This window comes from Pseudovibrio sp. M1P-2-3, assembly GCF_031501865.1.
In the GTDB taxonomy this organism is placed as follows: domain Bacteria; phylum Pseudomonadota; class Alphaproteobacteria; order Rhizobiales; family Stappiaceae; genus Pseudovibrio; species Pseudovibrio corallicola.
The window spans coordinates 1,846,606-1,866,619 of sequence record NZ_JARRCW010000001.1; the positions used below are offsets into that span (position 1 = coordinate 1,846,606).

Below are 20,014 nucleotides of genomic sequence, written 5' to 3' on the forward strand. Positions count from 1 at the left end.
GTAAGCTGTTACTATAGGAACTAACGGAAAGAAATAGGCTGCGGCTTTGAGGCGCGGCCATATCAAAGGCATAAACTTGAAAAAAACGGGTGATGGATCCTCTGCAGGCGGATCAGGCGCACCCGGAACGGCAGGACCTAGCTTCTCGTCAAAGCGGCGAAAGCGGAAGCATAGAAAAGGGCAACCCCAATCGTCATCAGCACGAGTAGGGGATCGTAACCATTCTGCTAAACTGAGTCAGGATCTGGCTCAGGAAACAGGGAGTGCGCGTCCAGAAGGCGCAAAGCGGCAGAGAAAAAGCCGCCGAAATAAGCCCAATAGGGCCGAAAGGCGAGCGCTGGCTCGACAGGTGGCATCTACGCCGGTTGTTGAAGTCAAAGAAGGCGGAACCGCGATAAGTGTTTCTCTTCCGGAGGTTTCTAAACCGAGCTCTGGAGACGATAAAGCTGTATCCAAACCCCAACAGGAAACATTTACGGGAAACGAGCGGAAAGCTGGTCCCAATCATTTGCGTTTAAAAAACGCTTCACATAATCGCTCCTCCTATAATCATCATGGTAGCGGAAGCAGTGAAGAGCCCAGAGCTTCTACGTGGGGAGAGCCCCGCAGTCACTTGCGCAAGCCTTGGGGCAATCGGAGCTCCGATGAATGGAGAGGTGGGGCGAGGCCACCTTGGGGAAGGCATCATGATGCCAGACAGGACAAGCTTTATGCCGCGCTGGATCTTGGAACTAATAACTGCCGTCTGTTAATTGCAAAGCCGGATCACAGGGGCTTCAGGGTTGTTGATGCCTATTCCCGTATTGTTCGTCTTGGAGAAGGTGTCGGGCAAAGCGGCCGCATTTCCGATAGGGCGATGGGGCGGGCCATTGAAGCCTTGAAAGTCTGTCAGGAAAAGCTTGAGGACAGCGGCGTTGAACGCGCCCGCCTTATTGCAACAGAAGCGTGCCGCGCTGCCGTAAACGGTGAAGAATTTATTAGGAGAGCCCGCGAAGAGGCTGGAATCGACCTTGAAATTGTAACACAGGAAACAGAAGCCCGTCTGGCTGTTGCCGGATGTGTTTCTCTGGTTGATCCTGAGGCCGATGGTGTTCTGCTATTCGATATTGGTGGAGGGTCCTCGGAAATCGTCTGGCTGGACCTGCGTAACCGTTATGGAGCACGTGGCTTTGCACTGACGCGCTTTATTCGTACATGGACATCATTACCGGTGGGTGTGGTTAACTTGGCCGAGCGGCATGGAGGAAAAATTGTTTCTTCCTCTTTATTTGAAGACATGGTAGAGGATGTCTCCAAAATGCTGGAAACGTTCCCCCTTGCAGATGAGTTATCGGATGCAATCCGTGGGGGTAACGTTCACATGCTTGGAACATCAGGTACTGTTACAACGCTTGCAGGCGTTCATCTGGGACTTAAACGCTATGACAGACGCCGTGTTGACGGGGTTTGGATGCACGATGACGATGTATCCCAGATGATACAGCAACTTTTAAATATGTCCTATGAAGAGAGGGTTGAAAACCCTTGCATTGGTCAGGACCGTGCTGACCTTGTTCTTGCCGGTTGTGCCATATTGGAGGCAATTCGCAGGCGTTGGCCCTGCGAGCGCTTGCGTGTCGCGGACAGGGGACTTCGTGAAGGTATCCTGATGGAAATGATGGCCGCCGATAAAGTGTGGCGGAAGCCTGCCGGTCGCAGGTAGGTTAGCTGAAAAGGAATTTATATCATGGCCGAAAATTCAAGTGGCCGGGGCCGTGGCGATCGCGGCATGTTTGAGAAAGTTAAGACTGCCCGCAAGAGATCTTATAGTTCAACGCTTTGGTTGCAGCGGCAGCTGAATGATCCATACGTGCGCCAAGCAAAGCTGGATGGGTACCGCTCTCGGGCGGCCTATAAGCTGATTGAAATCAACGATAAGCACAAAATAATCAAACCGGGTATGCGAGTTGTTGACCTTGGTGCTGCGCCAGGTGGTTGGTGTCAGGTAACCGTACCAATGGTGGAATCTTCCGTTGAAGACCCGCGTATTGTCGGGATCGATTATCTGGATGTGGAGCCAATCCCCGGGGTTGTGCTCTTGAAAAAGGACTTTCTTGATGATGATGCGCCAGAGGCATTAATGGAAGCGCTGGGCGGGCACAAGCCTGATCTGGTCATGTCAGATATGGCGGCCCCAACAACAGGGCACCGGCAGACGGATCACTTGAGAACCACCTATCTGTTTGAAGTAGCCATTGATTTTGCCCGTCAAAATTTGAAACAAGACGGTGCCTTCCTGTCGAAAGTATTCGCGGGTGGAGCAGAGAACTCGTTGCTGCAAGGCCTCAAGAAAGAGTTCAAATCTGTCTCTCACATCAAGCCGCCAGCAAGTCGTAAGCAGAGCCCGGAAATGTTTATTCTTGCGAAAGGGTTTCGCGGGTAAAAGGTGAAGCCGTTAGGCACTTGCAAATTTACCTGTAGCTATACCTAAAGCAGTTTGCGCGTATCTTTATTCGAAAACCGGTATCCACTTTTCGAAGATACGCTGTAGTTTTGAAAAGCCCTATGGAAACGTAGGGCTTTTCTATTTGATGCACCAATCAGCCAGACATATGTAAGAGGAGCGGGTTATCGGTTGTGTCCGGACGCTTCGGAACCAGCATGCGGCGGCAGCCTATAAAACTCAACCAGAGCTAACAGCATGATAGCGCCGATCACTACAAAAGCTATCGTGAAGTCTAGCTGAGTCAGGTGGGCTCGCCCATTGAAGTTGAGGGAGATCTGAATCATGAAGGCACCAATACTCACCCCAAGGGTGCGAGCTAGGAATTGGGACATGGAGGCAAGGCTATTGGCAGGGCTCATCTGGCTTTCCGTCAGTTCGGTGAAACCTATGGTATTTAAAACGTTGAACTGTATGGAGCGAACCACTCCCCCTAGTAATAAAATGGCGCAAATAATCCAAAGTGGTGTACTTGGGTAAAAAAAGCCATACGAGCAAAAAGAGAGTGACACGAGCAGGGTGTTGGGTATTAAGGCGCCGCGAAATCCCAGATACCGTAGGATCATGGGGATAAATTTTCCAATAGCCAAGGCCCCGACAGCAAGGAGAAGAAGAAGCATACTTGCAGCAAATGCAGACTTGCCAAGCACGTCTTGTAGCATCATTGGCAGGAGAAACGGACCTGCGCCTATTCCAATTCGAAAGATTGCTCCTCCCGTAACACTTGCACGAAATGAAGCGTTGCGAAAAAGAGTTAGATCTATAATGGGGTTGTCCGTGCGCTTGGCGTGGTTGAAGTAGGTGAAAAACAAAATGAGGGACAGGACTATAACACCCGCGAAAAGGTAGTTATGCTTGCTTGTATCGGTGACGGCGATAAGTCCGGTTGTGAAACCAAGTGACCCCAAACCTATCAGCCAGAACCCGCTCCAGTCGAAGCTGGGGGTGTCGTCTCTTTTAAAGTTTTGAAAAAAGAAAATGGCGAGAACGAATCCAATCAAGGATATCGGGATATTGATCCAGAAAATCCAGCGCCAACTGGCGTAAGTGACAAGAAAACCGCCCAGAGGTGGAGCAACCAAAGGCCCGACAAGGGCTGGACCGGTCAGCCACACCATTGCCTGAACAAGCATTTCTTTGGGTGAGGACTTTAAAAGGACAATTCGGGCCACTGGTAGGGTGAGGGCAGCAGTTACTCCTTGAAACAATCTTGCGAGGATAAGTTGAGTGGCCGAGTTTGAAAGGCCGCATAAAAGTGAGGCAATTAGAAATCCACCAGTCGCCAGAAGAAACACGGTTTTACTTCCAAATTTATCTGCGGCCCAGCCGCTTATGGGCGTGAAAATGGCTTGCGCAATTAAATAAATTGACAGGGTAAGGCTTAAAGTTACAGGAGAACTTCCAAAGTCCTTTGATATGACAGGAAGCGCTATGCCTAATATAATTGTGTCAATCATATTCAGCATCAAAACACAGCTCACAACCAGAGCTGTAAAACGGAGGCGGAGTGGCAAGGACCCAACTTTCTGCTTGAAAACTCTGAATGTGTGCAAGACGTAGACAACGGTGAGTGATTTTAGGCAAAGCAGCTTCATATGGTATTAATAGGGCCACTGCATGAAAACTAATTTATAGGAGCAGGGCGGGTAGAGGTAACAAGAAGACTTACCCTTTCCACCGCCCTTAGTCGCTTTTCTGCGCATGGATCACTTTTTTGGCTGATCCTCTCTTTTCTTATCAGTTGTCCCGTGGTATTGGCCGGTGTCAACTTCTCTAGGCATAACTGGAACATATCAGATGCTCATTTTCCTTTGAAAATGATGTAGATGCCGCATTTTAATTGGAAGGGAATTGACAATGCCGTCTTTCTTCGAGCCTAGCTTCGGTAAAGAAGCACTGACCTTTGATGATGTTCTGTTGTTGCCCGGACATTCGGAAGTCATGCCCGCTCAGGTAGACTTGCGATCCCGTGTTACACGTAGCATCACCCTTAACTTACCTATCCTTTCCGCTGCAATGGATACAGTGACAGAAGCCCGTCTGGCGATTGCCATGGCGCAGGCAGGTGGTTTGGGAATTATTCATAAGAACCTTGACCACGAACGGCAGGCCGAAGAAGTTCGTCAGGTCAAGAAATTTGAAAGCGGTATGGTTGTGAACCCGCTTGTGATCGGCCCTGATGCTACCTTGGAAGACGCTTTAAACCTCATGGAAGCCAACCGGATCTCAGGTGTTCCTGTGGTAGAAAATGGCGGCAGGGGCGGCACTAAAGTGGGACGTCTGGTAGGCATTTTGACAAACCGCGATGTACGCTTTGCTTCCAATCCAAACCAGTTGGTTTGCGAACTGATGACACGTGAGAACCTGATCACAGTGCGGGAGAACGTTTCTCAGGTAGAAGCGAAACGCTTGCTGCATCAACACCGTATCGAAAAACTGCTAGTTGTCGACGCGTCTGGAAACTGTATTGGCCTGATTACAGTTAAGGATATGGAAAAATCCCAGTTGAATCCGAATGCGTCGAAAGATGATCACGGAAGCCTGTTGGCCGGTGCGGCAACCAGTGTTGGCGATGAGGGAGTTAAGCGCGCTGAAGCCCTTATTGATGCTGGTGTGGATGTTTTGGTGGTTGATACGGCTCACGGACACTCGCAGGGTGTGATTGATACAGTAGCCCGTATTAAAAAAGACCACGGTGATCTGCAGGTTGTTGCAGGCAATGTTGCCACACGCGAGGCGGTAAAAGCGCTTATTGATGCAGGAGCTGATGCAATTAAGGTTGGTATTGGTCCTGGCTCCATTTGTACAACCCGAATTGTTGCCGGTGTTGGTGTTCCTCAGCTGACTGCCATCATGGAATGTGCTGATGAGGCTGCTAAGAACGACACGCCGATTATTGCCGATGGCGGCATTAAATTCTCAGGTGATATGGCCAAAGCATTTGCTGGTGGCGCATCTGTTGCAATGATTGGCTCACTGTTGGCAGGTACGGAAGAAAGCCCCGGTGAAGTTTATTTGCATCAGGGGCGTTCCTATAAGGCTTATCGTGGAATGGGATCCGTTGGCGCGATGGCACGTGGATCTGCCGACAGGTACTTCCAAGCGGAAGTAAGTGACAAGCTGAAACTTGTTCCGGAAGGTATCGAAGGACAGGTTCCTTACAAAGGGCCGATTTCCAGCGTGCTGCATCAGCTGGCTGGCGGCCTGCGAGCCTCCATGGGATATGTGGGCGCTCCAACTATCACCGAGTACCAGGAACGTGCCCGCTTCGTCCGCATCTCCTCAGCCTCCCTAAGGGAGAGCCATGCACATGACGTAACCATTACCCGTGAGTCGCCAAATTACCCTGGCGCTGTTTGAAGGTGATTGTATAAAAGGCTAAAGCAATGAGGCGCAACGCTGAATCGATTGGGGATTCCCAATCAGGTTGATTTGTGATTCACTCCTTTTAGGGAGGAGATCACATGGGCCGGCCACTTTCACTTGATTTACGCCTTCGCTTTAAAAGGCTCATTTTATCCGGGATGAGCGGGCGTGAAGCAGCACGCCGCCTGCTGATCTCTCCAGCATCAGGATCTCGCTTGGCCCGTAAAGTTCGGGAGGGGCAGAGTTTAATCCCGGTCAGGACAGGGCGCCCAAAGGGAGGCGGAAAATTGGAGCCCTACCTCTCCTTCTTGCGCGAGCTGGTCAATCAAGACGGAGATATCACGTTGATGGAGTTATGTGATGCACTTTTCATGGCTGAGGGAGTGAGGGTTCACCATACTTCCGTCTCCAAGGCTTTGCGCCGTCTTGGCTACACCTATAAAAAAAATCGTTGGTGGCAACCGAGCGTGGCAAACTCCATGTACAAAATGCCAGAGATGAATGGCGCCACACCCGTCAGCCTATAATGCGTGATCTGCCTGAGAGACTGGTGTTTCTCGATGAAACCAGTGTTAAAACGAATTTAACCCGGCTGCGAGGCCGAGCCTTTAAAGGGGAACGAGCCCTTGACACAGCGCCGTTTGGACGCTGGCAGAACCAGACCTTTATCGCCGGTTTGACCCACGAGGGACTCATTGCGCCCTGGGTTCTGGACGGGGCCATGAATGGCAAGGCATTCACCACTTATATCACGACACAACTGGCTCCATGCTTGCACCCTAAAACGGTGGTCATTCTGGATAACCTGTCCACACACAAAGTTCCAGAAGCCGCAAGGGCCCTCAGACAAAGCGGGTGTTGGTTCCTTTTTCTGCCGCCCTATTCTCCTGATCTCAATCCTATCGAAATGGCGTTTTCCAAGCTCAAAGCACACCTACGCAGAATGAAAGCCAGAACCTTTGAGACCTTGATAAAGGCTCTGGGTGACATATGCGATCTGTTCACACCCCAAGAGTGTTGGAATTACTTCAAGGCAGCTGGATATGTTTCAGTATAAAGGCTCAAGACTATAAGGCGTTGAATTTCAACATCTTAGCCTTGTGCCTTATGCTCCGGACCCATAATATGCTTGTCATTTAAACTGAGTTATGATTCAAGCTCTCCAACAGGAGAGAATAATGCCGTGTTCCCATTTTTGGCTTTCGCAAGACCAGTTTAATCAGATAAAGCCACTTCTTCCTACTACCACGAGAGGCAAAACTCGGGTGGATGACCGCCGCGTAATCAGTGATATTATTCATGTTTTTAAATTTGGATGTCGTTGGGTTGATGCTCCTGAGAGTAATGTCTTGATGATGTGAATACTACCAAAGCAGTGCAAGAATGCCATGGGTATCTCTAGTGGTGCCCTTATTTATCTCCCTAGCTGCTCAGTTGATTCATGCCATCCAATAGAGTTTCTATTATCTCAGAGGTCTCGGGATTCGATGTCATTACAGGAAAGTCAGGTTCATCAGGCAGCCCCAATACTTCAGCGCGTCGGCACTCAATCAGCCAGCTACCATCGACCTTGGCCAGTTCATCATGATAGTCACCGACCATCAAGATACGAAAACCTTTACGCGTTGCTCCCAACACCGTTGTATACGCTTTGCCAGTGGCTGACATGCTATCTGGTGCAATGGAGTAGAGAGGTGATGACGTGAGGTGTTTTGTTCCAACTTTACTGTGAATTTCGGCGTACTCAGTGAGCTTCCTACGCCCTTTAATAACCATATCTCCAAGGATATAGCGTCCACTTTCCGTAAAAGTTGCCGCCCAGTCTTCTGAGTTATGGCTATCAACGGCCCATGTGTACCTGGATAAAAGGTCGATAATCGCCAGTCTGTTCTCAAGCTCTTCAAGTCTATCCATTGTTCTGTCTGTCACACGTCTTGCAGCTACGTTCTTTATAGGCCCACTACACGACATGGACTTTCTTTTGGCAAGGCAAGCATTGATAAGACCGTAAAGAAATAGCGACTTCTATAACTGAAATGTAAATAATGAGGAAGCTCAAGTCTGGCACTTGAACAAGTCAATTTTTTCATTGTAACAGCAGCAGTTCTTTCTCATAGCAAGTCAGTACACGTCAGATATAGGCGTTCCTTATAATGAGATGAGATGAGATGAGGTGCGGGCTTTTTAGTCCAGTATACCTGCTTGATAGGCAGCCTGTCTGACTTCACTACAGAACTTTTGTTTTTCGTTGTTATCCATTTGCGCCGCCTTTTTGGCGACTTGCTCGAAGGCTGTCTCTAAGCGCTGCTGGAATGCCCCTTCATCATACTGGGAAATATCCAATGTCTCGAACCAATTGGAATAGGCCTCCATGTCATAGCTGATTTCACAAAGGTCTATGGATGATATGATAAGGCCAACTTGATCTATTTTCTGCTGATGGGTGCTGTCAGCTGCGGCTAGTCTGATTGACGAAAACATGATGGCGACAAATATGAGTGCACGCATGGGACACCTGTTTGAAAAACGGAATGACGGTTTTTCGCGTGTGTTCTGCCCTCTGTCCAGCGCCCAGTTTTACTTGGGAAATAATGGGGGAGATCCAATAGGGTGGGAAGAACCACCAATGTTGAGAGGCGCATCTGAAGGCCCTCTTGAAGCTGGACCCATGAATACTGGTTATATTCAAGACTTTTAGTGGATTTTGGAGCGCTGTGTATGACTGAAATTCTGATGGACGAAGGGAAAGGTAAGGACGTGATCTTTTAAGAAGTGTGCTTCTTTAGTACGGTGCTGTTGCACTCAGGTCCCAGCCAATATTGCAGGGAAGTTGTGCCTCTCAAATATCGGTAGAATGAAGTGTATGACGCCTTTATACGTGAAACGCTGGTACTCATGGCTTTGAAAACCATGAATGGCGGAAAAATACTCTCTGTTTTCTATAGACTATTGTGAAGAGGGTGCCTAAAAGGCCAGATGAATTTGCCCTGCTTGGCTTTAATCGGGATCTCACGGAAACTCCGTTGAGTTTTGCTGGAGAGATTGTGGGCGGAACGAGAATAAGGGAATACCTATGCGTGATGGTGGACGGCTTGCAGCAGCTGTTGAGGTTTTAACCGATATTGAAACGCGCAGACAGCCGGTTCAAGAGGCTCTGAAAGACTGGGGAAAGTCCCACCGGTTTGCCGGGTCCGGGGACAGGGTTGCCATTGGTAACTTGGTTTTCGATGCACTTCGCCACAAGCTTTCCTATGGCCATGTCATGGGAGAAGGCTCTCCTCGGGCGCTCGTTCTGGCTACCTACTGTTTTGGTTGGGGGCACAGCGTTTCAGTCTTGAAAAAGGTTCTGGCGGAAGACCCTCATGCTCCTGCCCAGTTGAGCGATGAAGAGGAAGAGGCGCTGTCCAAGGGCACGTCTTCGCTGGAAACTGCCGAGAGCCACATTCAGGCGGATGTGCCGTTATGGCTCTGGCATTATTTCTCAAAAGCATTTGGTGATGAGGCGGTTGGTGTTGGCCAGTCACTCTCTAAGCGCGCACCGATTGATATGCGTGCCAACCTGATAAAAAGCAGTGCTCAGAAGGTTGTGAAGCGGCTTTCCCACCTTGGTGCAAAGGAAAGCGGCCTGTCCTCTGTTGGTGTTCGTCTGGAACCTGTCTCTGGAGCAAAGAAGTCCCCACATGTTCAGGCCGAAGAAGGGTTCCGTAAAGGCTGGTTTGAACTACAGGATGAGGCTTCCCAAATTGCGGCTATTCTTTCTGGAGCGCAGCCGGGTGAGCAGGTTCTGGATATGTGTGCTGGTGGCGGAGGCAAAAGCCTTGCCCTTGCAGGCCAAATGGGAAACCGAGGACAAATCTACGCTTACGATAGCAACAAGCTGCGTCTGGCCCCATTGTATGAGCGCATGGCACGTGCCGGTGTTCGTAATATTCAAGTCATTGATCCCCAGTTGGGTGATCTTACCGATCTAAAAGGGCGCATGGACCGCGTGATGGTGGATGCGCCGTGCACGGGGACTGGAGTGTGGCGCCGCCGGCCGGATACCAAATGGCGGGTTGGCGAGACTGCCCTTGAAGGACGCTTGAGTGAACAGGCACAGGTTCTGGAAAACGCCGCGGATTATGTGAGCAGCGGTGGAAAGTTGATCTATGCCACTTGTTCTCTTCTGTCCGCGGAAAACGATGATCAAGTTGCCGCTTTCCTCGCCAAGCGCCCAGATTTCAAATTGGTGAATTTAGAGGGTACTTGGCAAGATACCTTCTCGGATGAGACGCGCCGTCCCGTATTTGGGGAAGGGGGAACTGTGACCTTGACGCCGTATCACTGCGACACTGACGGATTCTTCATCGCAATGATGGAACGCGGCTGAGCTTAAAGTGCGTTTTGTTTGGTTGGGCCAATCAAGCCACGAGAGTTTTTTAAAATGAAATAAAAGATTAGGGCATGAGGCGTAAATGCAATAGCACGCCTCGTGCCCTAATCGTATCTTTTAAAAAGTGGGTGCCGATTTTTGGATAAAGATACGTAAAACGAAAGTTTTGAGAAGTCGGCTTGAGGGCAGAAGACTACTATTGATCTTTCGATGTGTTCTCTTCTTCACTTTCAGAAGGAGAGCTCTCCAGTTCCTGAGCCGCTTGCTCAAGCTCTTCTGTTTCACTCAAAGCTTCTTCCATCCGCATTTCATCATCCAGATCTTCCTCGTTTTGTGCAGAATGGCTACTGGCGCGGATTGGCTCATTTACAGCAACAATGGCCGCCAACTCCTCTTCGGAAAGATTTTGGGCTTCCCATTCAATACGCTCGATCGTTGTCAGGGCCTTTTTCGGAATATCATCAACTGTCGCTTGCATGGTCAAAATGCTTCGAGCGGCTTGGGTGGCTCCAAGGGAGGCAAGGGCGGCCCCAAGTGTGTTTCTTGCTTCCTTATTTGTGGGCGCTTTGCGCAGTGCTTTCATAGCGCAGACTACTGCTGCATGTGGTTGGTTGGCCCGTCGTTTTGCTATGCTCAGATGAAGAAGAACAGAAATATTACTGGGGTCGCAGGCATAGGCAATCTCAAAGTTATCTATTGCTTGTTGGAGCTTATCTTCTGCGGTGTAGGCATGACCCAGTGTCAGAAGGATATCAATGTTTTGTGGCTCGATTTGGTGGGCAAGAGAGAGGTACTGCCGGGCTTTTTTGGGATTACGGCGCATTATCAAGACTTTAGCCAAGCCCAGAAGAGCTGGAACATTTTCCGGATGATTACGCAGTGCATGAGTGTAATGCATGACCGCCTGATCTTGCCGAACATCGGCTGAATAGGCGTCTCCCAGTAAGGAAAGTGCTGCGGCGCTTTCTGGTATTTGCGAAAGAAGCTTTTCCGCTGGAGCAATGGCTTCCTTGTGCCTGTTCAGCTGCACCAAAATGGAGGCGTAGCCGTACAATGCGTTGCGGTTGTCCGGATCAGCTGCCAACACACTGCCAAAAGCTTCCAGAGCCTGTTCCTTATAGCCGAGCAATAACAGGCCGTTTCCCATATTCGCTCTGGCGGGCAGGTGCTCGGGGGCTATGAATAGGACTTTTCTGAAATGTTCGATTGCCTCTTGAAGTTGCCCGTCCCGCATAAGGATCGTTGCCATGCGAAACAGCAAATCCATGTCCTCAGGGAAACGGGATACTAGAGAGCGGTAAACGGGAATGACCACATCATAGTTGCCAGTTTCTTCATGGGCGGCGACTTCCTGTAGTGCGGCATAGACTTGTACAGAGCGCATTTCACTTGTGGTTCCTGTCATCTATAGACCTCGCTCAACGCATTTACCAGAAAGTCGGGTGATCCTGGATACAACCTTTAGAATCAACCGCCTACCACTTTTTTAAAGGTAGGGCTTTGAAAAATCGGCGTCAAAGAAGAAAAGTTGTAGAAAGAAAGTAGACGTGGATAGGTTTTGCGCTTGCTACCAAGGGGAGAAATGAGGCGATTTTACAGTCAGGGGTGTGAGATCCGTACATTTTCAAAAGAGGAATAATTAGGGTTGCTTTCGTGGCAAGCTTGGGGAGGAGCCGGATTCAATTGGGTGCGCCCATTGAAATTTTGAGTATAAAATGTTGTCTAGAACAAACACATTAGCCAACGAAATGGTAGAAACGATGGCGCCGCAACCCGAGCTTGATATGTTTTCGCAGTTTAGCCTGTTTGAAGATGATCCGGCATTTGATTTAGAGAATTTTATTCCGTTAAAAATAGCGCAAATGGGCCGTCTCATAGAAAGTCAAATGAGCGCGCATTTGCAGGAAAAACATGACCTGACCATACCGGACTGGCTTGTCCTGAACACATTAACCCGTTCTGAAGGTGTTTCTGTGCGCGATCTTTGCGCCAACCTTGAACTGGACACGGTTGCCGTTTCGCGTGCTGCAAAGCGCCTGAGTCAAATGGGGATGATAGACAAGGCAACCAACCCCAAAGACCGGCGCCTTGTTGTTCTTGTGACAACGTCGCAAGGACGGACCTTGAACCATCAGGTGGAACATAGTCTGGGGCAGTTCGAATCGAAACTAAGCAGCTCTTGGAGCCAGCTTGAATGGGTAAAGTTGGACCAACTTCTGGCCCGCTCAAAGATGTTCTCCGCTAAGCGGAGTTAGTTTAATTGCGTAGCCTCGCAAGCTAGTGCAATCAAATCCGGTGTATCATTCGTCAAATTGTGCTTATTAGGCGGAAAACTGGTTCAAATTTGAAGGCGAAGAAGGTAGAAGCTCTCCATGACAGACCGCGTCCTCATCATAGATTTTGGATCTCAAGTAACGCAGCTTATCGCGCGACGTGTGCGCGAATCGGGCGTGTACTCCGAGATCGTTCCGTTCCAGTCTGCAGAAGCCGCTTTTCATGAAATGAAACCGAAAGCGGTGATTCTGTCAGGCGGACCAGCCTCCACCACCGATATGGGGAGCCCTCGTGCACCCCAAGTCATTTTTGATGCCGGCATTCCAGTGCTTGGCATTTGTTATGGTCAGCAAACCATTTGTGCCCAGCTTGGCGGAGAAGTTGAAAGCTCCGACCACCGTGAATTCGGTAGGGCCTTTGTGACCGTTAAAAAACCTGTCGCCTTGTTCGACGGTGTTTGGGAAACCGGTTCCAATCACCAAGTCTGGATGAGCCATGGCGACCGTGTGAACAAATTGCCGGAAGGCTTTGAAGTTGTTGCCACATCTGAAGGCGCTCCGTATGCGGCAATTGCCGACGAGAAGCGCCAGTTCTATGCGGTGCAGTTCCATCCGGAAGTGGTTCACACTCCAGATGGTGCAAAGCTGATCGAGAACTTTACGCATAAAATTGCAAAATGTTCAGGCGATTGGACCATGGCGGAATACCGCCAGCAGGCTATTGATGCGATCCGTAAGCAGGTTGGCTCAGGGCGTGTTATATGCGGCCTGTCCGGTGGCGTTGATAGCTCGGTTGCTGCAGTCTTGATCCATGAAGCAATTGGCGATCAGCTGACTTGTATTTATGTTGATCATGGCTTGATGCGCAAAGGGGAAACGGAACAAGTTGTCTCTATGTTCCGTGATCACTACAACATTCCTCTTGTTCATGTGGATGCAGCTGACCTGTTTATTGGCCAGCTTGAAGGCGAAGCCGATCCGGAAGTTAAACGCAAAACAATTGGCCGTCTCTTCATTGAAGTTTTCGAGGAAGAAGCCAAAAAGCTTGGTGGAGCCGACTTTCTTGCGCAAGGGACTTTGTACCCTGACGTTATTGAGAGCGTTTCCTTCACGGGCGGTCCTTCTGTCACTATCAAGTCTCACCACAATGTGGGCGGGCTGCCAGAGCGCATGAACATGCAACTTGTTGAGCCGCTGCGTGAGCTCTTCAAGGACGAAGTGCGTGACTTGGGCCGCGAATTAGGGTTGCCGGACAGCTTTATTGGCCGCCACCCGTTCCCAGGACCTGGTCTTGCCATTCGTTGTCCAGGTGGAATCACACGTGAAAAACTCGATATTTTGCGTAATGCCGATGCGGTTTATCTGGATGAAATCCGCAAGGCTGGCTTGTATGATACTATCTGGCAAGCTTTTGCGGTCCTGCTTCCAGTGCAGACTGTTGGCGTGATGGGTGATGGCCGGACCTATGAGTATGTATGTGCTCTGAGAGCGGTCACATCCGTTGATGGTATGACCGCGGACTTCTATCACTATGATATGGAGTTTCTCAGTAAGGCTGCAACACGCATCATCAACGAAGTTCGCGGTATCAACCGCGTCGTTTATGATGTGACCTCCAAGCCTCCTGGAACAATCGAGTGGGAATAATACCCCACGATTAGTTGCTAAGAAGCCGCTTCTATGTGAAGCGGCTTTTTTGTTGGGAGCTGCATGGTAAGCGGCTTGAAGCAGAGAGATGATTTATTGAAACAGTTCACTGCCTTAACCTAGTGTTTTGCCGCGTATCTTTCCCCGAAAACCGGTATTGAACTTTTCGGCGGTGCACTCTAATTGAAATCTTTTCGCTCGAATATGGAATATCCGTCATGGATAGAGGGATCGTAAGCAACCCAATGATAGGTGGTGTCTTCCTTCAGCAACCTGTGGGCATACATACCCCGATAACTTTCGGTGCCTGTTAAGACAATGACCTTTGAGCCGTAAACCATGGCCGCATCACACGGGCCTGTAAACTCCGAGCCGTCGATAAGGACCAGATCAAATCTGTTTATGTTGTTGTGGTCTTTAATATAGGAGATGCCACTCACATCTCTATTTGATTGGCAATATTTTAAATCTGCGGAATACCAATCCAAAACCACTTCCAATCCGGCCGAGTTCAGGTTGGATGGTGTATTGAGGAAAAACTGGATGATATCCATTTCACTTGGATATTGAGTGCTGGGGACAGAAGACATGTTATAGGGGCGAACAAACTCATCCCTTGAAAAGGTCTCGGAAAGAATGTCATAGCGCACCTTGCTCAGCTCCAGACAGAAAAGCTGGAGTTTTTCCTTGTCTGGCCGCTGGCGAATGGACCTAACCATAGCTAGAGTGCTTCCTGATCCGCATGATGCTCCGATATCCAGCATAATACGGATACGAGGATCCTTGGCATAACTTTTCAGGTGCCTATGGAGATCATCTCCGTAGATTTGCGCGGGTATGGCTTGATCAAGAGGGCTCCGCCTAGAGGATATTTTTCGAACGAAGTCATCCAAGAGACTTAACATGTGGCACCCAGTCTGTACTAAATACATCCCATACCGGAAGGCAGCACTGCTACTTCCTGTGTGAAGGATTTACTATGGAGGGGTGGGGGGCAATTGCTAAGAAGATATGGTATATCAAATAGGTAGAAGAAACTGCTTAAGTAACTTGGGCGGGGCGGGGCACCGAAACGAAGATAATTCAGTACACCGCAGCCAGTGGTAGTAAGCTTTCAGCCCGGACACGCAGTTTAAAGTCTCAAAAGGCCCGGTAGGTCGGTTAGGCTGCCTGTATACTCAACCCCCAGTGAATCCATTGTTCTCCAACGAACCTTTACGGTTACCCTTTGGCGTAGTTGAACAATGTAGAGATAGAACTCGTCGGGAATACCTTGTGTATTTGCCGTTTGTAACCGTGCGCCAGTATCACTCAGGTCTCGTATGACACAGTCTATGACGCGATCATGATCACCAAAGACGATACGGCCTTCTTTAAGTGTTTTACGTCTTAGTTTCTCTCTTCGTTCGGTTTCCCTAGAAGTTTCCACTGTTTTGGGCATTAAGAATCATCCGCTACTTTTACAATCACTTACTCAAATATAAGTTGTATATTATTTCAGTCTACGTTTGATGCAAATGCGAGAGGCCTTTACAGTTGTTTTAAAGGTAAGGGCCAGATACACAAAAACGTTGCGCCCTGTTTACTCGATGAAATGCTTAAGAGCTGGGGGATTTAATGGATCTGCTTATCGCTGGTATGATTTTATTTTTAGGGGTGCACTTCATTCCTTCAATAAGCCCAGTACATCACATATTGCAGGGGCGGCTTGGGGAAGGTGGATATAGAATCCTGTTTTCTCTGGTAGCTTTTGCGGGCCTTGTTCTTATTGTCTATGGTTATGATGAGGCGCGGCTGGCAGCTTATGAGCCACTTTGGTACCCTCCAGTATGGACTCGCCATCTTGCTATGTTGTTGATGGTGCCGGTCTTTCCGATTTTTATGGCCTCATTTTTTCAAGGAAGGATCAAACAGGCGGTCAAGCACCCTATGATTCTCTCTGTCAAAATCTGGGCATTTTCTCATCTGCTGGCAAATGGTGAGCCACAATCCATAGTTTTATTTGGTGGTTTTCTCGCCTGGGCAATTGTGCTTCGTATAACTGCGAAGAATAAGCCGGTTGTGAGTCGCGTCCCTGCTTTGGCCTCACAAGTCCGTAGGAATGATATTCTGGCGATTTTGTTCGGACTACTGCTCTATGGCTTGTTTGTGTGGAAACTTCATGCTGTCCTTATTGGCATGCCACTCTCATAAAACCGACTAGAAATCCCAGTGTATATGAGGAAAATCTCTGTTGAATAGGGGGTAAACCTGTCAAGAGAGACGCCACTGGAGCCTGTTTGCCTTAATTGGGTACACAAAATATCCCATGAAGGAATAAACATGTTTGCGTTTGGTACTGCGAAAAACTATTGTAGCGCTGCCGTTAGGGATTTCGAAATTAATTAAGAAGCTGCGGGAATTGCTTAGCTAATGTCTGACATTTTTAGTGAAGTCGATGAAGATTTAAAAAAAGAACAGTATTCACGGCTTTGGAAACGTTTTAGCCCCTTCGTTTATACTGTTGCCGGGCTGATAGTCGTGGGCACTGCTGGATACCGTGCCTATGATTATTGGGAGGATCAGCAATCAAAAGAAGCAGGTCAGGTGTTTCTTGACGCAATCAGATTGTCTGAGGACGGAAAACATGGCGAAGCTATAACTGCTTTTGAAGGGCTGGAAGAGGGGCTCGGTGGGTACCCTATGCTGGCCAGATTGCGCATCGCAACTGAGCTGAGTGCACAGGACAAGACAGCAGAGGCAATTTCCTTACTGCAAGAGATTTCGGCAGATAGTTCGGTTCCCGCTATTTATCAGGGCCTCGCCCACATTCGGGCCTCCTATTTGCTGATGGACCTCAATCAAATGGACAATGCCGTATTGGAAGTTGAAGGACTTGCAATTGCCGGTAATCCGTGGCGTTACTCTGCCTTGGAGATTCTAGGTGTAATTGATTATAGCGCTGGCGATCTGGCTTCTGCCAAAGCCCGCTTTGAAGAAATAGTTAATGAAGCTGGTGCTCCCGGAGATGTGGTAGCACGTGCGCGCATGGGGCTTGACCTTATAGCGGGCACAATGGGCACCACGACGAAAGAAGGCGAAAACTAATGGGCTATACAGGAAACTCCCTGAAGGCACTTGGGGGAGCACTTGTACTTGCAACGATGTTGTCAGGCTGCTCGGGTCTTTCCGACCTCAATCCCTTTGGAAGTGATGACGAATATCTGGAGGGCGATCGTAAACCCCTTTATGAGACACAAGCTGGCCAATCCGCAGCGGTTGGGGCAACAGCTCACATAGGTGCAGCTTCAGGTGGATCTTCCTGGCCACAGCCTGCAGGAAACATCAGCAACGACCCCGGTAATATCGCGGTCAACGTTAATGGTAACCTTGCTTGGGCGAAAAATATTGGTGCCGTTCGTGGCGGCGGGCTGTTAAGTCTTGGATCAACACCACCACGCAATGCTGCACGTCCTGTTTCTGACGGGAGCCGTGTGTTTGTCTACAAACAGGACGGTGATCTGGTTGTATTGAATACAAGCGGTAAACAGCTTTATTCTCGCTCCTTGAGACCAGAAGAGGAAAGTGCCGTTGCTATCGGCGGAGGTGTTGCCCTTTCCGGTGGCAAGACGTTTGTTGCAACGGCATACCGACAAGTGTTTGCGCTTGACAGCGCGGGCAAACCTCTTTGGACTTATGATCTGGAAGTAGGCGTTCGCGGCGCCCCAACAGCTGCCGCTGGCCTTGTAATTGTTGTGACACAAGAAAACGAGGTCATCGCGCTCAACCAGAATGATGGTTCAAAAGCCTGGTCGTTTGCCGGAATTTCTGAAACTGCCGGATTGCTTGCAACCGCAAGTCCTGCGGTCAAAGGTAACTCTGTTGTTGTTCCTTTCTCTTCAGGCGAAGTTATGGCCTTGAATGTGAAAAACGGCGAGCCCAAGTGGATTGATGCTCTTGCACGTTCATTCCGCACCCGCGCCCTGTCAGGCTTGACTGATGTTGCCGCGAGCCCTGTCATCGACGGGGACCGCGTTTATACAACATCCCTTTCCGGCCGAACAATTGCTTCCCGCCTTGCCAATGGCGAGCGTATCTGGGAAGCTGATATCGGAAGCACCCATACACCGGTTGTTTCCGGTGGCACGGTCTTCATGATTGGGCTGGATGACAATCTCCATGCTCTGGATTCAAAAACCGGAGCACCGATCTGGACAGCTCAGCTTCCAGACCTTTCAAAGAAGAAAGAAAACTGGGCAGGACCAATTCTGGCGAATGGCAAGCTTATCGTTGTTTCAAACGAAGGTGGGTTTGCGCAGGTTGATGCCAGATCTGGGTCAGTTCTTGCTCAAAAAAGAATAAAAGAAGATGTATTCGTTACCCCTATTGTGGCCGGTGGCCGCATGATCGTTCTAACGGGTAATGGATCTGTGGCAGCCTTTAACTAAAGGCTGCTTGATCAACCTAGGAGAATTCGCGTGACTGCGACTGTCGCCATTATTGGCAGACCAAATGTCGGTAAGTCAACGTTCTTTAATCGCTTAGTAGGCAAGCGCCTGGCGCTTGTCGATGATACCCCAGGTGTGACACGGGACCGTCGGTCCGGTGATGCGCGGCTGGGGGATCTGCGTTTTACGATCGTTGATACCGCCGGACTAGAAGAAGCTGAAGCTTCCACTTTGGAAGGGCGCATGAATGCGCAGACGGAAGAGGCCATTCGTGATGCGGATGTGTGCTTGTTTTTGATTGATGCCCGTGCCGGCGTCACTCCAATGGACGAGCATTTTGCCAATTTACTTCGTCGCCATGATACGCCTGTCATCCTGTGCGCAAACAAGGCAGAGGGCAAAGCCGGTGATCCCGGCTTGTTCGAATCCTATGCATTGGGGTTCGGTGATCCTGTTCCTTTATCAGCAGAACACGGAGAGGGCTTGTCCGAGCTTTATTCCGAGCTGGTTCCGCATATCGATGCGATTGATGAGTTGGCAGAGCAATCTTCCGATGAAGCACGCACAAACGTCGATGTCGATGATGTTGAAGAAGAAGAGGAAATCGGCACCAAAGAGCGCCCGCTGCGTATGGCGATTGTTGGGCGTCCGAATGCTGGAAAGTCGACGCTGATTAACCGCATGCTGAAGGAAGACCGCCTTTTGACGGGCCCTGAAGCCGGTATTACGCGCGATTCCATTTCTGTTGAGTGGGAGTGGCGGGATCGCCATTTCAAGGTCTTCGATACTGCTGGAATTAGAAAGAAAGCTCGGGTTCAGGAAAAACTCGAGAAGCTTTCCGTTGCCGATGCTCTGCGTGCTGTTAAATTTGCCGAAGTGGTTGTTGTTGTGCTTGACGCAACGATCTCCTTCGAGAAGCAGGACTTACAGATCATTGATTTATGTGCCCGAGAAGGACGTGCAATTGTCATTGCGGTCAATAAATGGGATCTGATTGAAGATCGGGAAGATGCTTGGGGTCATATTAAAGATTCTCAAGAGCGCTATCTGAATCAGCTTCGCGGTGTCGAAATCATCACCATGTCCGGTCAAACGGGGCAGGGTATGGATAAGTTGATGGAAGCTGTTTTCCGCACCTATGCCATGTGGAACAAGAGAATTGGTACATCTGGCCTGAACCGCTGGTTGGAAAGTGTTACAACACACCATCCGCCGCCAGCAGTTGCAGGACGCCGCGTACGTCTGCGCTTTATGACGCAGCCGAAAACCCGACCACCTCATTTTGTAGTCTTCTGTTCGCGTCCCGAAACGCTGCCGGAAAGCTATACCCGTTATTTGGTGAACGGACTGCGCGAGCGCTTCGATATTAAAGGAACACCGATCCGGCTTTCCTATAAGAAGGGTGAGAACCCATACGCGAATAAGAAAAAGCGTTAAGTGGGAGAAC

General features: G+C 49.5%; 18 protein-coding genes and 1 pseudogene. 13 read left to right on the top strand and 6 right to left on the bottom strand.

Translation table 11 applies throughout. From position 1 onward, the window contains the following. Positions 1–76 precede the first annotated feature (76 nt). Positions 77–1,702 carry a Ppx/GppA phosphatase family protein gene (locus P6574_RS08375; protein ID WP_310619893.1) on the top strand — a complete coding sequence of 542 codons (1,626 nt, stop codon included), beginning with the start codon at positions 77–79 and terminating at the stop codon, positions 1,700–1,702. Positions 1,703–1,726: 24 nt separating this feature from the next. Further along, positions 1,727–2,422 carry an RlmE family RNA methyltransferase gene (locus P6574_RS08380; protein WP_310619894.1) on the top strand — a complete coding sequence of 232 codons (696 nt, stop codon included), beginning with the start codon at positions 1,727–1,729 and terminating at the stop codon, positions 2,420–2,422. 185 nt (positions 2,423–2,607) lie between these two features. Here the strand turns inward: P6574_RS08380 and P6574_RS08385 are convergent, their stop codons facing one another. Further along, positions 2,608–4,077, bottom strand: a complete 1,470-nt coding sequence (locus tag P6574_RS08385; protein ID WP_310619895.1) for an MFS transporter — start codon at positions 4,075–4,077, stop codon at positions 2,608–2,610. A gap of 262 nt (positions 4,078–4,339) precedes the next feature. Between P6574_RS08385 and guaB the strand changes: the two genes are divergently transcribed. From guaB to P6574_RS08400, 3 genes and pseudogenes are all read left to right on the top strand, one after another. Next, entirely contained in the window at positions 4,340–5,842 is a 1,503-nt protein-coding gene (gene guaB, locus P6574_RS08390) for an IMP dehydrogenase (protein ID WP_310622127.1), read from the top strand. A 104-nt stretch (positions 5,843–5,946) separates the two neighbouring features. Further along, positions 5,947–6,905 (top strand): IS630 family transposase gene (locus P6574_RS08395; RefSeq protein WP_310619020.1). Its coding sequence is split into 2 segments (ribosomal slippage): positions 5,947–6,288 and positions 6,291–6,905, totalling 957 coding nucleotides; the frame shifts between segments, so codons are not numbered across the junction. A gap of 121 nt (positions 6,906–7,026) precedes the next feature. Then, positions 7,027–7,185, top strand: a pseudogene (locus P6574_RS08400) (transposase); the annotation flags it as partial. An 85-nt stretch (positions 7,186–7,270) separates the two neighbouring features. On the opposite strand, the gene P6574_RS08405 reads toward P6574_RS08400, so the two are convergent. Beyond that, positions 7,271–7,762, bottom strand: coding sequence for a nuclear transport factor 2 family protein (locus tag P6574_RS08405; protein ID WP_310619896.1), 492 nt, complete (start codon positions 7,760–7,762; stop codon positions 7,271–7,273). Positions 7,763–8,032: 270 nt separating this feature from the next. After that, positions 8,033–8,356, bottom strand: a complete 324-nt coding sequence (locus P6574_RS08410; protein ID WP_310619897.1) for a hypothetical protein — start codon at positions 8,354–8,356, stop codon at positions 8,033–8,035. Between P6574_RS08410 and P6574_RS08415 the strand changes: the two genes are divergently transcribed. Together P6574_RS08415 and P6574_RS08420 are read left to right on the top strand one after the other, a co-directional pair. Then, positions 8,343–8,546: a hypothetical protein gene (locus P6574_RS08415; RefSeq protein ID WP_310619898.1), complete on the top strand. Its 204-nt coding sequence runs from the start codon at positions 8,343–8,345 to the stop codon at positions 8,544–8,546. The genes P6574_RS08410 and P6574_RS08415 overlap by 14 nt on opposite strands. Positions 8,547–8,921: 375 nt before the next feature. Continuing rightward, entirely contained in the window at positions 8,922–10,217 is a 1,296-nt protein-coding gene (locus tag P6574_RS08420; protein ID WP_310619899.1) for an RsmB/NOP family class I SAM-dependent RNA methyltransferase, read from the top strand. Positions 10,218–10,416: 199 nt separating this feature from the next. Here the strand turns inward: P6574_RS08420 and P6574_RS08425 are convergent, their stop codons facing one another. After that, positions 10,417–11,625 carry a tetratricopeptide repeat protein gene (locus P6574_RS08425; protein ID WP_310619900.1) on the bottom strand — a complete coding sequence of 403 codons (1,209 nt, stop codon included), beginning with the start codon at positions 11,623–11,625 and terminating at the stop codon, positions 10,417–10,419. 343 nt (positions 11,626–11,968) lie between these two features. On the opposite strand from P6574_RS08425, the gene P6574_RS08430 reads away from it, so the two are divergent. Both P6574_RS08430 and guaA read left to right on the top strand, forming a co-directional pair. Continuing rightward, positions 11,969–12,475, top strand: coding sequence for a MarR family winged helix-turn-helix transcriptional regulator (locus tag P6574_RS08430; RefSeq protein ID WP_310619901.1), 507 nt, complete (start codon positions 11,969–11,971; stop codon positions 12,473–12,475). A gap of 117 nt (positions 12,476–12,592) precedes the next feature. After that, on the top strand, positions 12,593–14,140 hold the full coding sequence (guaA, locus tag P6574_RS08435; protein WP_310619902.1) for a glutamine-hydrolyzing GMP synthase: 1,548 nt from the start codon (positions 12,593–12,595) through the stop codon (positions 14,138–14,140). Positions 14,141–14,319: 179 nt separating this feature from the next. On the opposite strand, the gene P6574_RS08440 is transcribed toward guaA, so the two are convergent. Beyond that, complete coding sequence (locus P6574_RS08440) at positions 14,320–14,859, bottom strand: hypothetical protein (protein ID WP_310619903.1); 540 nt, start codon at positions 14,857–14,859, stop codon at positions 14,320–14,322. A 413-nt stretch (positions 14,860–15,272) separates the two neighbouring features. Then, positions 15,273–15,581: a PilZ domain-containing protein gene (locus P6574_RS08445; RefSeq protein ID WP_310619904.1), complete on the bottom strand. Its 309-nt coding sequence runs from the start codon at positions 15,579–15,581 to the stop codon at positions 15,273–15,275. A 176-nt stretch (positions 15,582–15,757) separates the two neighbouring features. Here P6574_RS08445 and P6574_RS08450 point away from each other — a divergent pair, with 176 nt between their 5' ends. From P6574_RS08450 to der, 4 genes are all read left to right on the top strand, one after another. Beyond that, a complete protein-coding gene (locus P6574_RS08450) occupies positions 15,758–16,333 on the top strand; it encodes an NnrU family protein (RefSeq protein WP_310619905.1) in 576 nt (191 codons plus the stop codon). 219 nt (positions 16,334–16,552) lie between these two features. Continuing rightward, positions 16,553–17,227, top strand: coding sequence for a tetratricopeptide repeat protein (locus P6574_RS08455; protein ID WP_310619906.1), 675 nt, complete (start codon positions 16,553–16,555; stop codon positions 17,225–17,227). Further along, entirely contained in the window at positions 17,227–18,567 is a 1,341-nt protein-coding gene (locus P6574_RS08460) for an outer membrane protein assembly factor BamB family protein (protein WP_310619907.1), read from the top strand. Before P6574_RS08455 ends, P6574_RS08460 begins: the two co-directional genes overlap by 1 nt. Before the next feature lie 30 nt (positions 18,568–18,597). Further along, the gene (der, locus tag P6574_RS08465; RefSeq protein ID WP_310619908.1) at positions 18,598–20,004 is read left to right on the top strand and encodes a ribosome biogenesis GTPase Der; all 1,407 of its coding nucleotides are present in this window, start codon (positions 18,598–18,600) and stop codon (positions 20,002–20,004) included. Positions 20,005–20,014: the final 10 nt, after the last annotated feature.

Bases quoted from the DNA above. Each gene is read 5' to 3' on its own strand.
- P6574_RS08380 (WP_310619894.1), top strand. From the start codon at position 1,727: ATGGCCGAAAATTCAAGTGGCCGGGGCCGTGGCGATCGCGGCATGTTT.
- P6574_RS08385 (WP_310619895.1), bottom strand. From the start codon at position 4,077: ATGAAGCTGCTTTGCCTAAAATCACTCACCGTTGTCTACGTCTTGCAC.
- guaB (WP_310622127.1), top strand. From the start codon at position 4,340: ATGCCGTCTTTCTTCGAGCCTAGCTTCGGTAAAGAAGCACTGACCTTT.
- P6574_RS08405 (WP_310619896.1), bottom strand. From the start codon at position 7,762: ATGGATAGACTTGAAGAGCTTGAGAACAGACTGGCGATTATCGACCTT.
- P6574_RS08415 (WP_310619898.1), top strand. From the start codon at position 8,343: ATGAGTGCACGCATGGGACACCTGTTTGAAAAACGGAATGACGGTTTT.
- P6574_RS08410 (WP_310619897.1), bottom strand. From the start codon at position 8,356: ATGCGTGCACTCATATTTGTCGCCATCATGTTTTCGTCAATCAGACTA.
- P6574_RS08420 (WP_310619899.1), top strand. From the start codon at position 8,922: ATGCGTGATGGTGGACGGCTTGCAGCAGCTGTTGAGGTTTTAACCGAT.
- P6574_RS08425 (WP_310619900.1), bottom strand. From the start codon at position 11,625: ATGACAGGAACCACAAGTGAAATGCGCTCTGTACAAGTCTATGCCGCA.
- P6574_RS08430 (WP_310619901.1), top strand. From the start codon at position 11,969: ATGGTAGAAACGATGGCGCCGCAACCCGAGCTTGATATGTTTTCGCAG.
- guaA (WP_310619902.1), top strand. From the start codon at position 12,593: ATGACAGACCGCGTCCTCATCATAGATTTTGGATCTCAAGTAACGCAG.
- P6574_RS08440 (WP_310619903.1), bottom strand. From the start codon at position 14,859: ATGGTTAGGTCCATTCGCCAGCGGCCAGACAAGGAAAAACTCCAGCTT.
- P6574_RS08445 (WP_310619904.1), bottom strand. From the start codon at position 15,581: ATGCCCAAAACAGTGGAAACTTCTAGGGAAACCGAACGAAGAGAGAAA.
- P6574_RS08450 (WP_310619905.1), top strand. From the start codon at position 15,758: ATGGATCTGCTTATCGCTGGTATGATTTTATTTTTAGGGGTGCACTTC.
- P6574_RS08455 (WP_310619906.1), top strand. From the start codon at position 16,553: ATGTCTGACATTTTTAGTGAAGTCGATGAAGATTTAAAAAAAGAACAG.
- P6574_RS08460 (WP_310619907.1), top strand. From the start codon at position 17,227: ATGGGCTATACAGGAAACTCCCTGAAGGCACTTGGGGGAGCACTTGTA.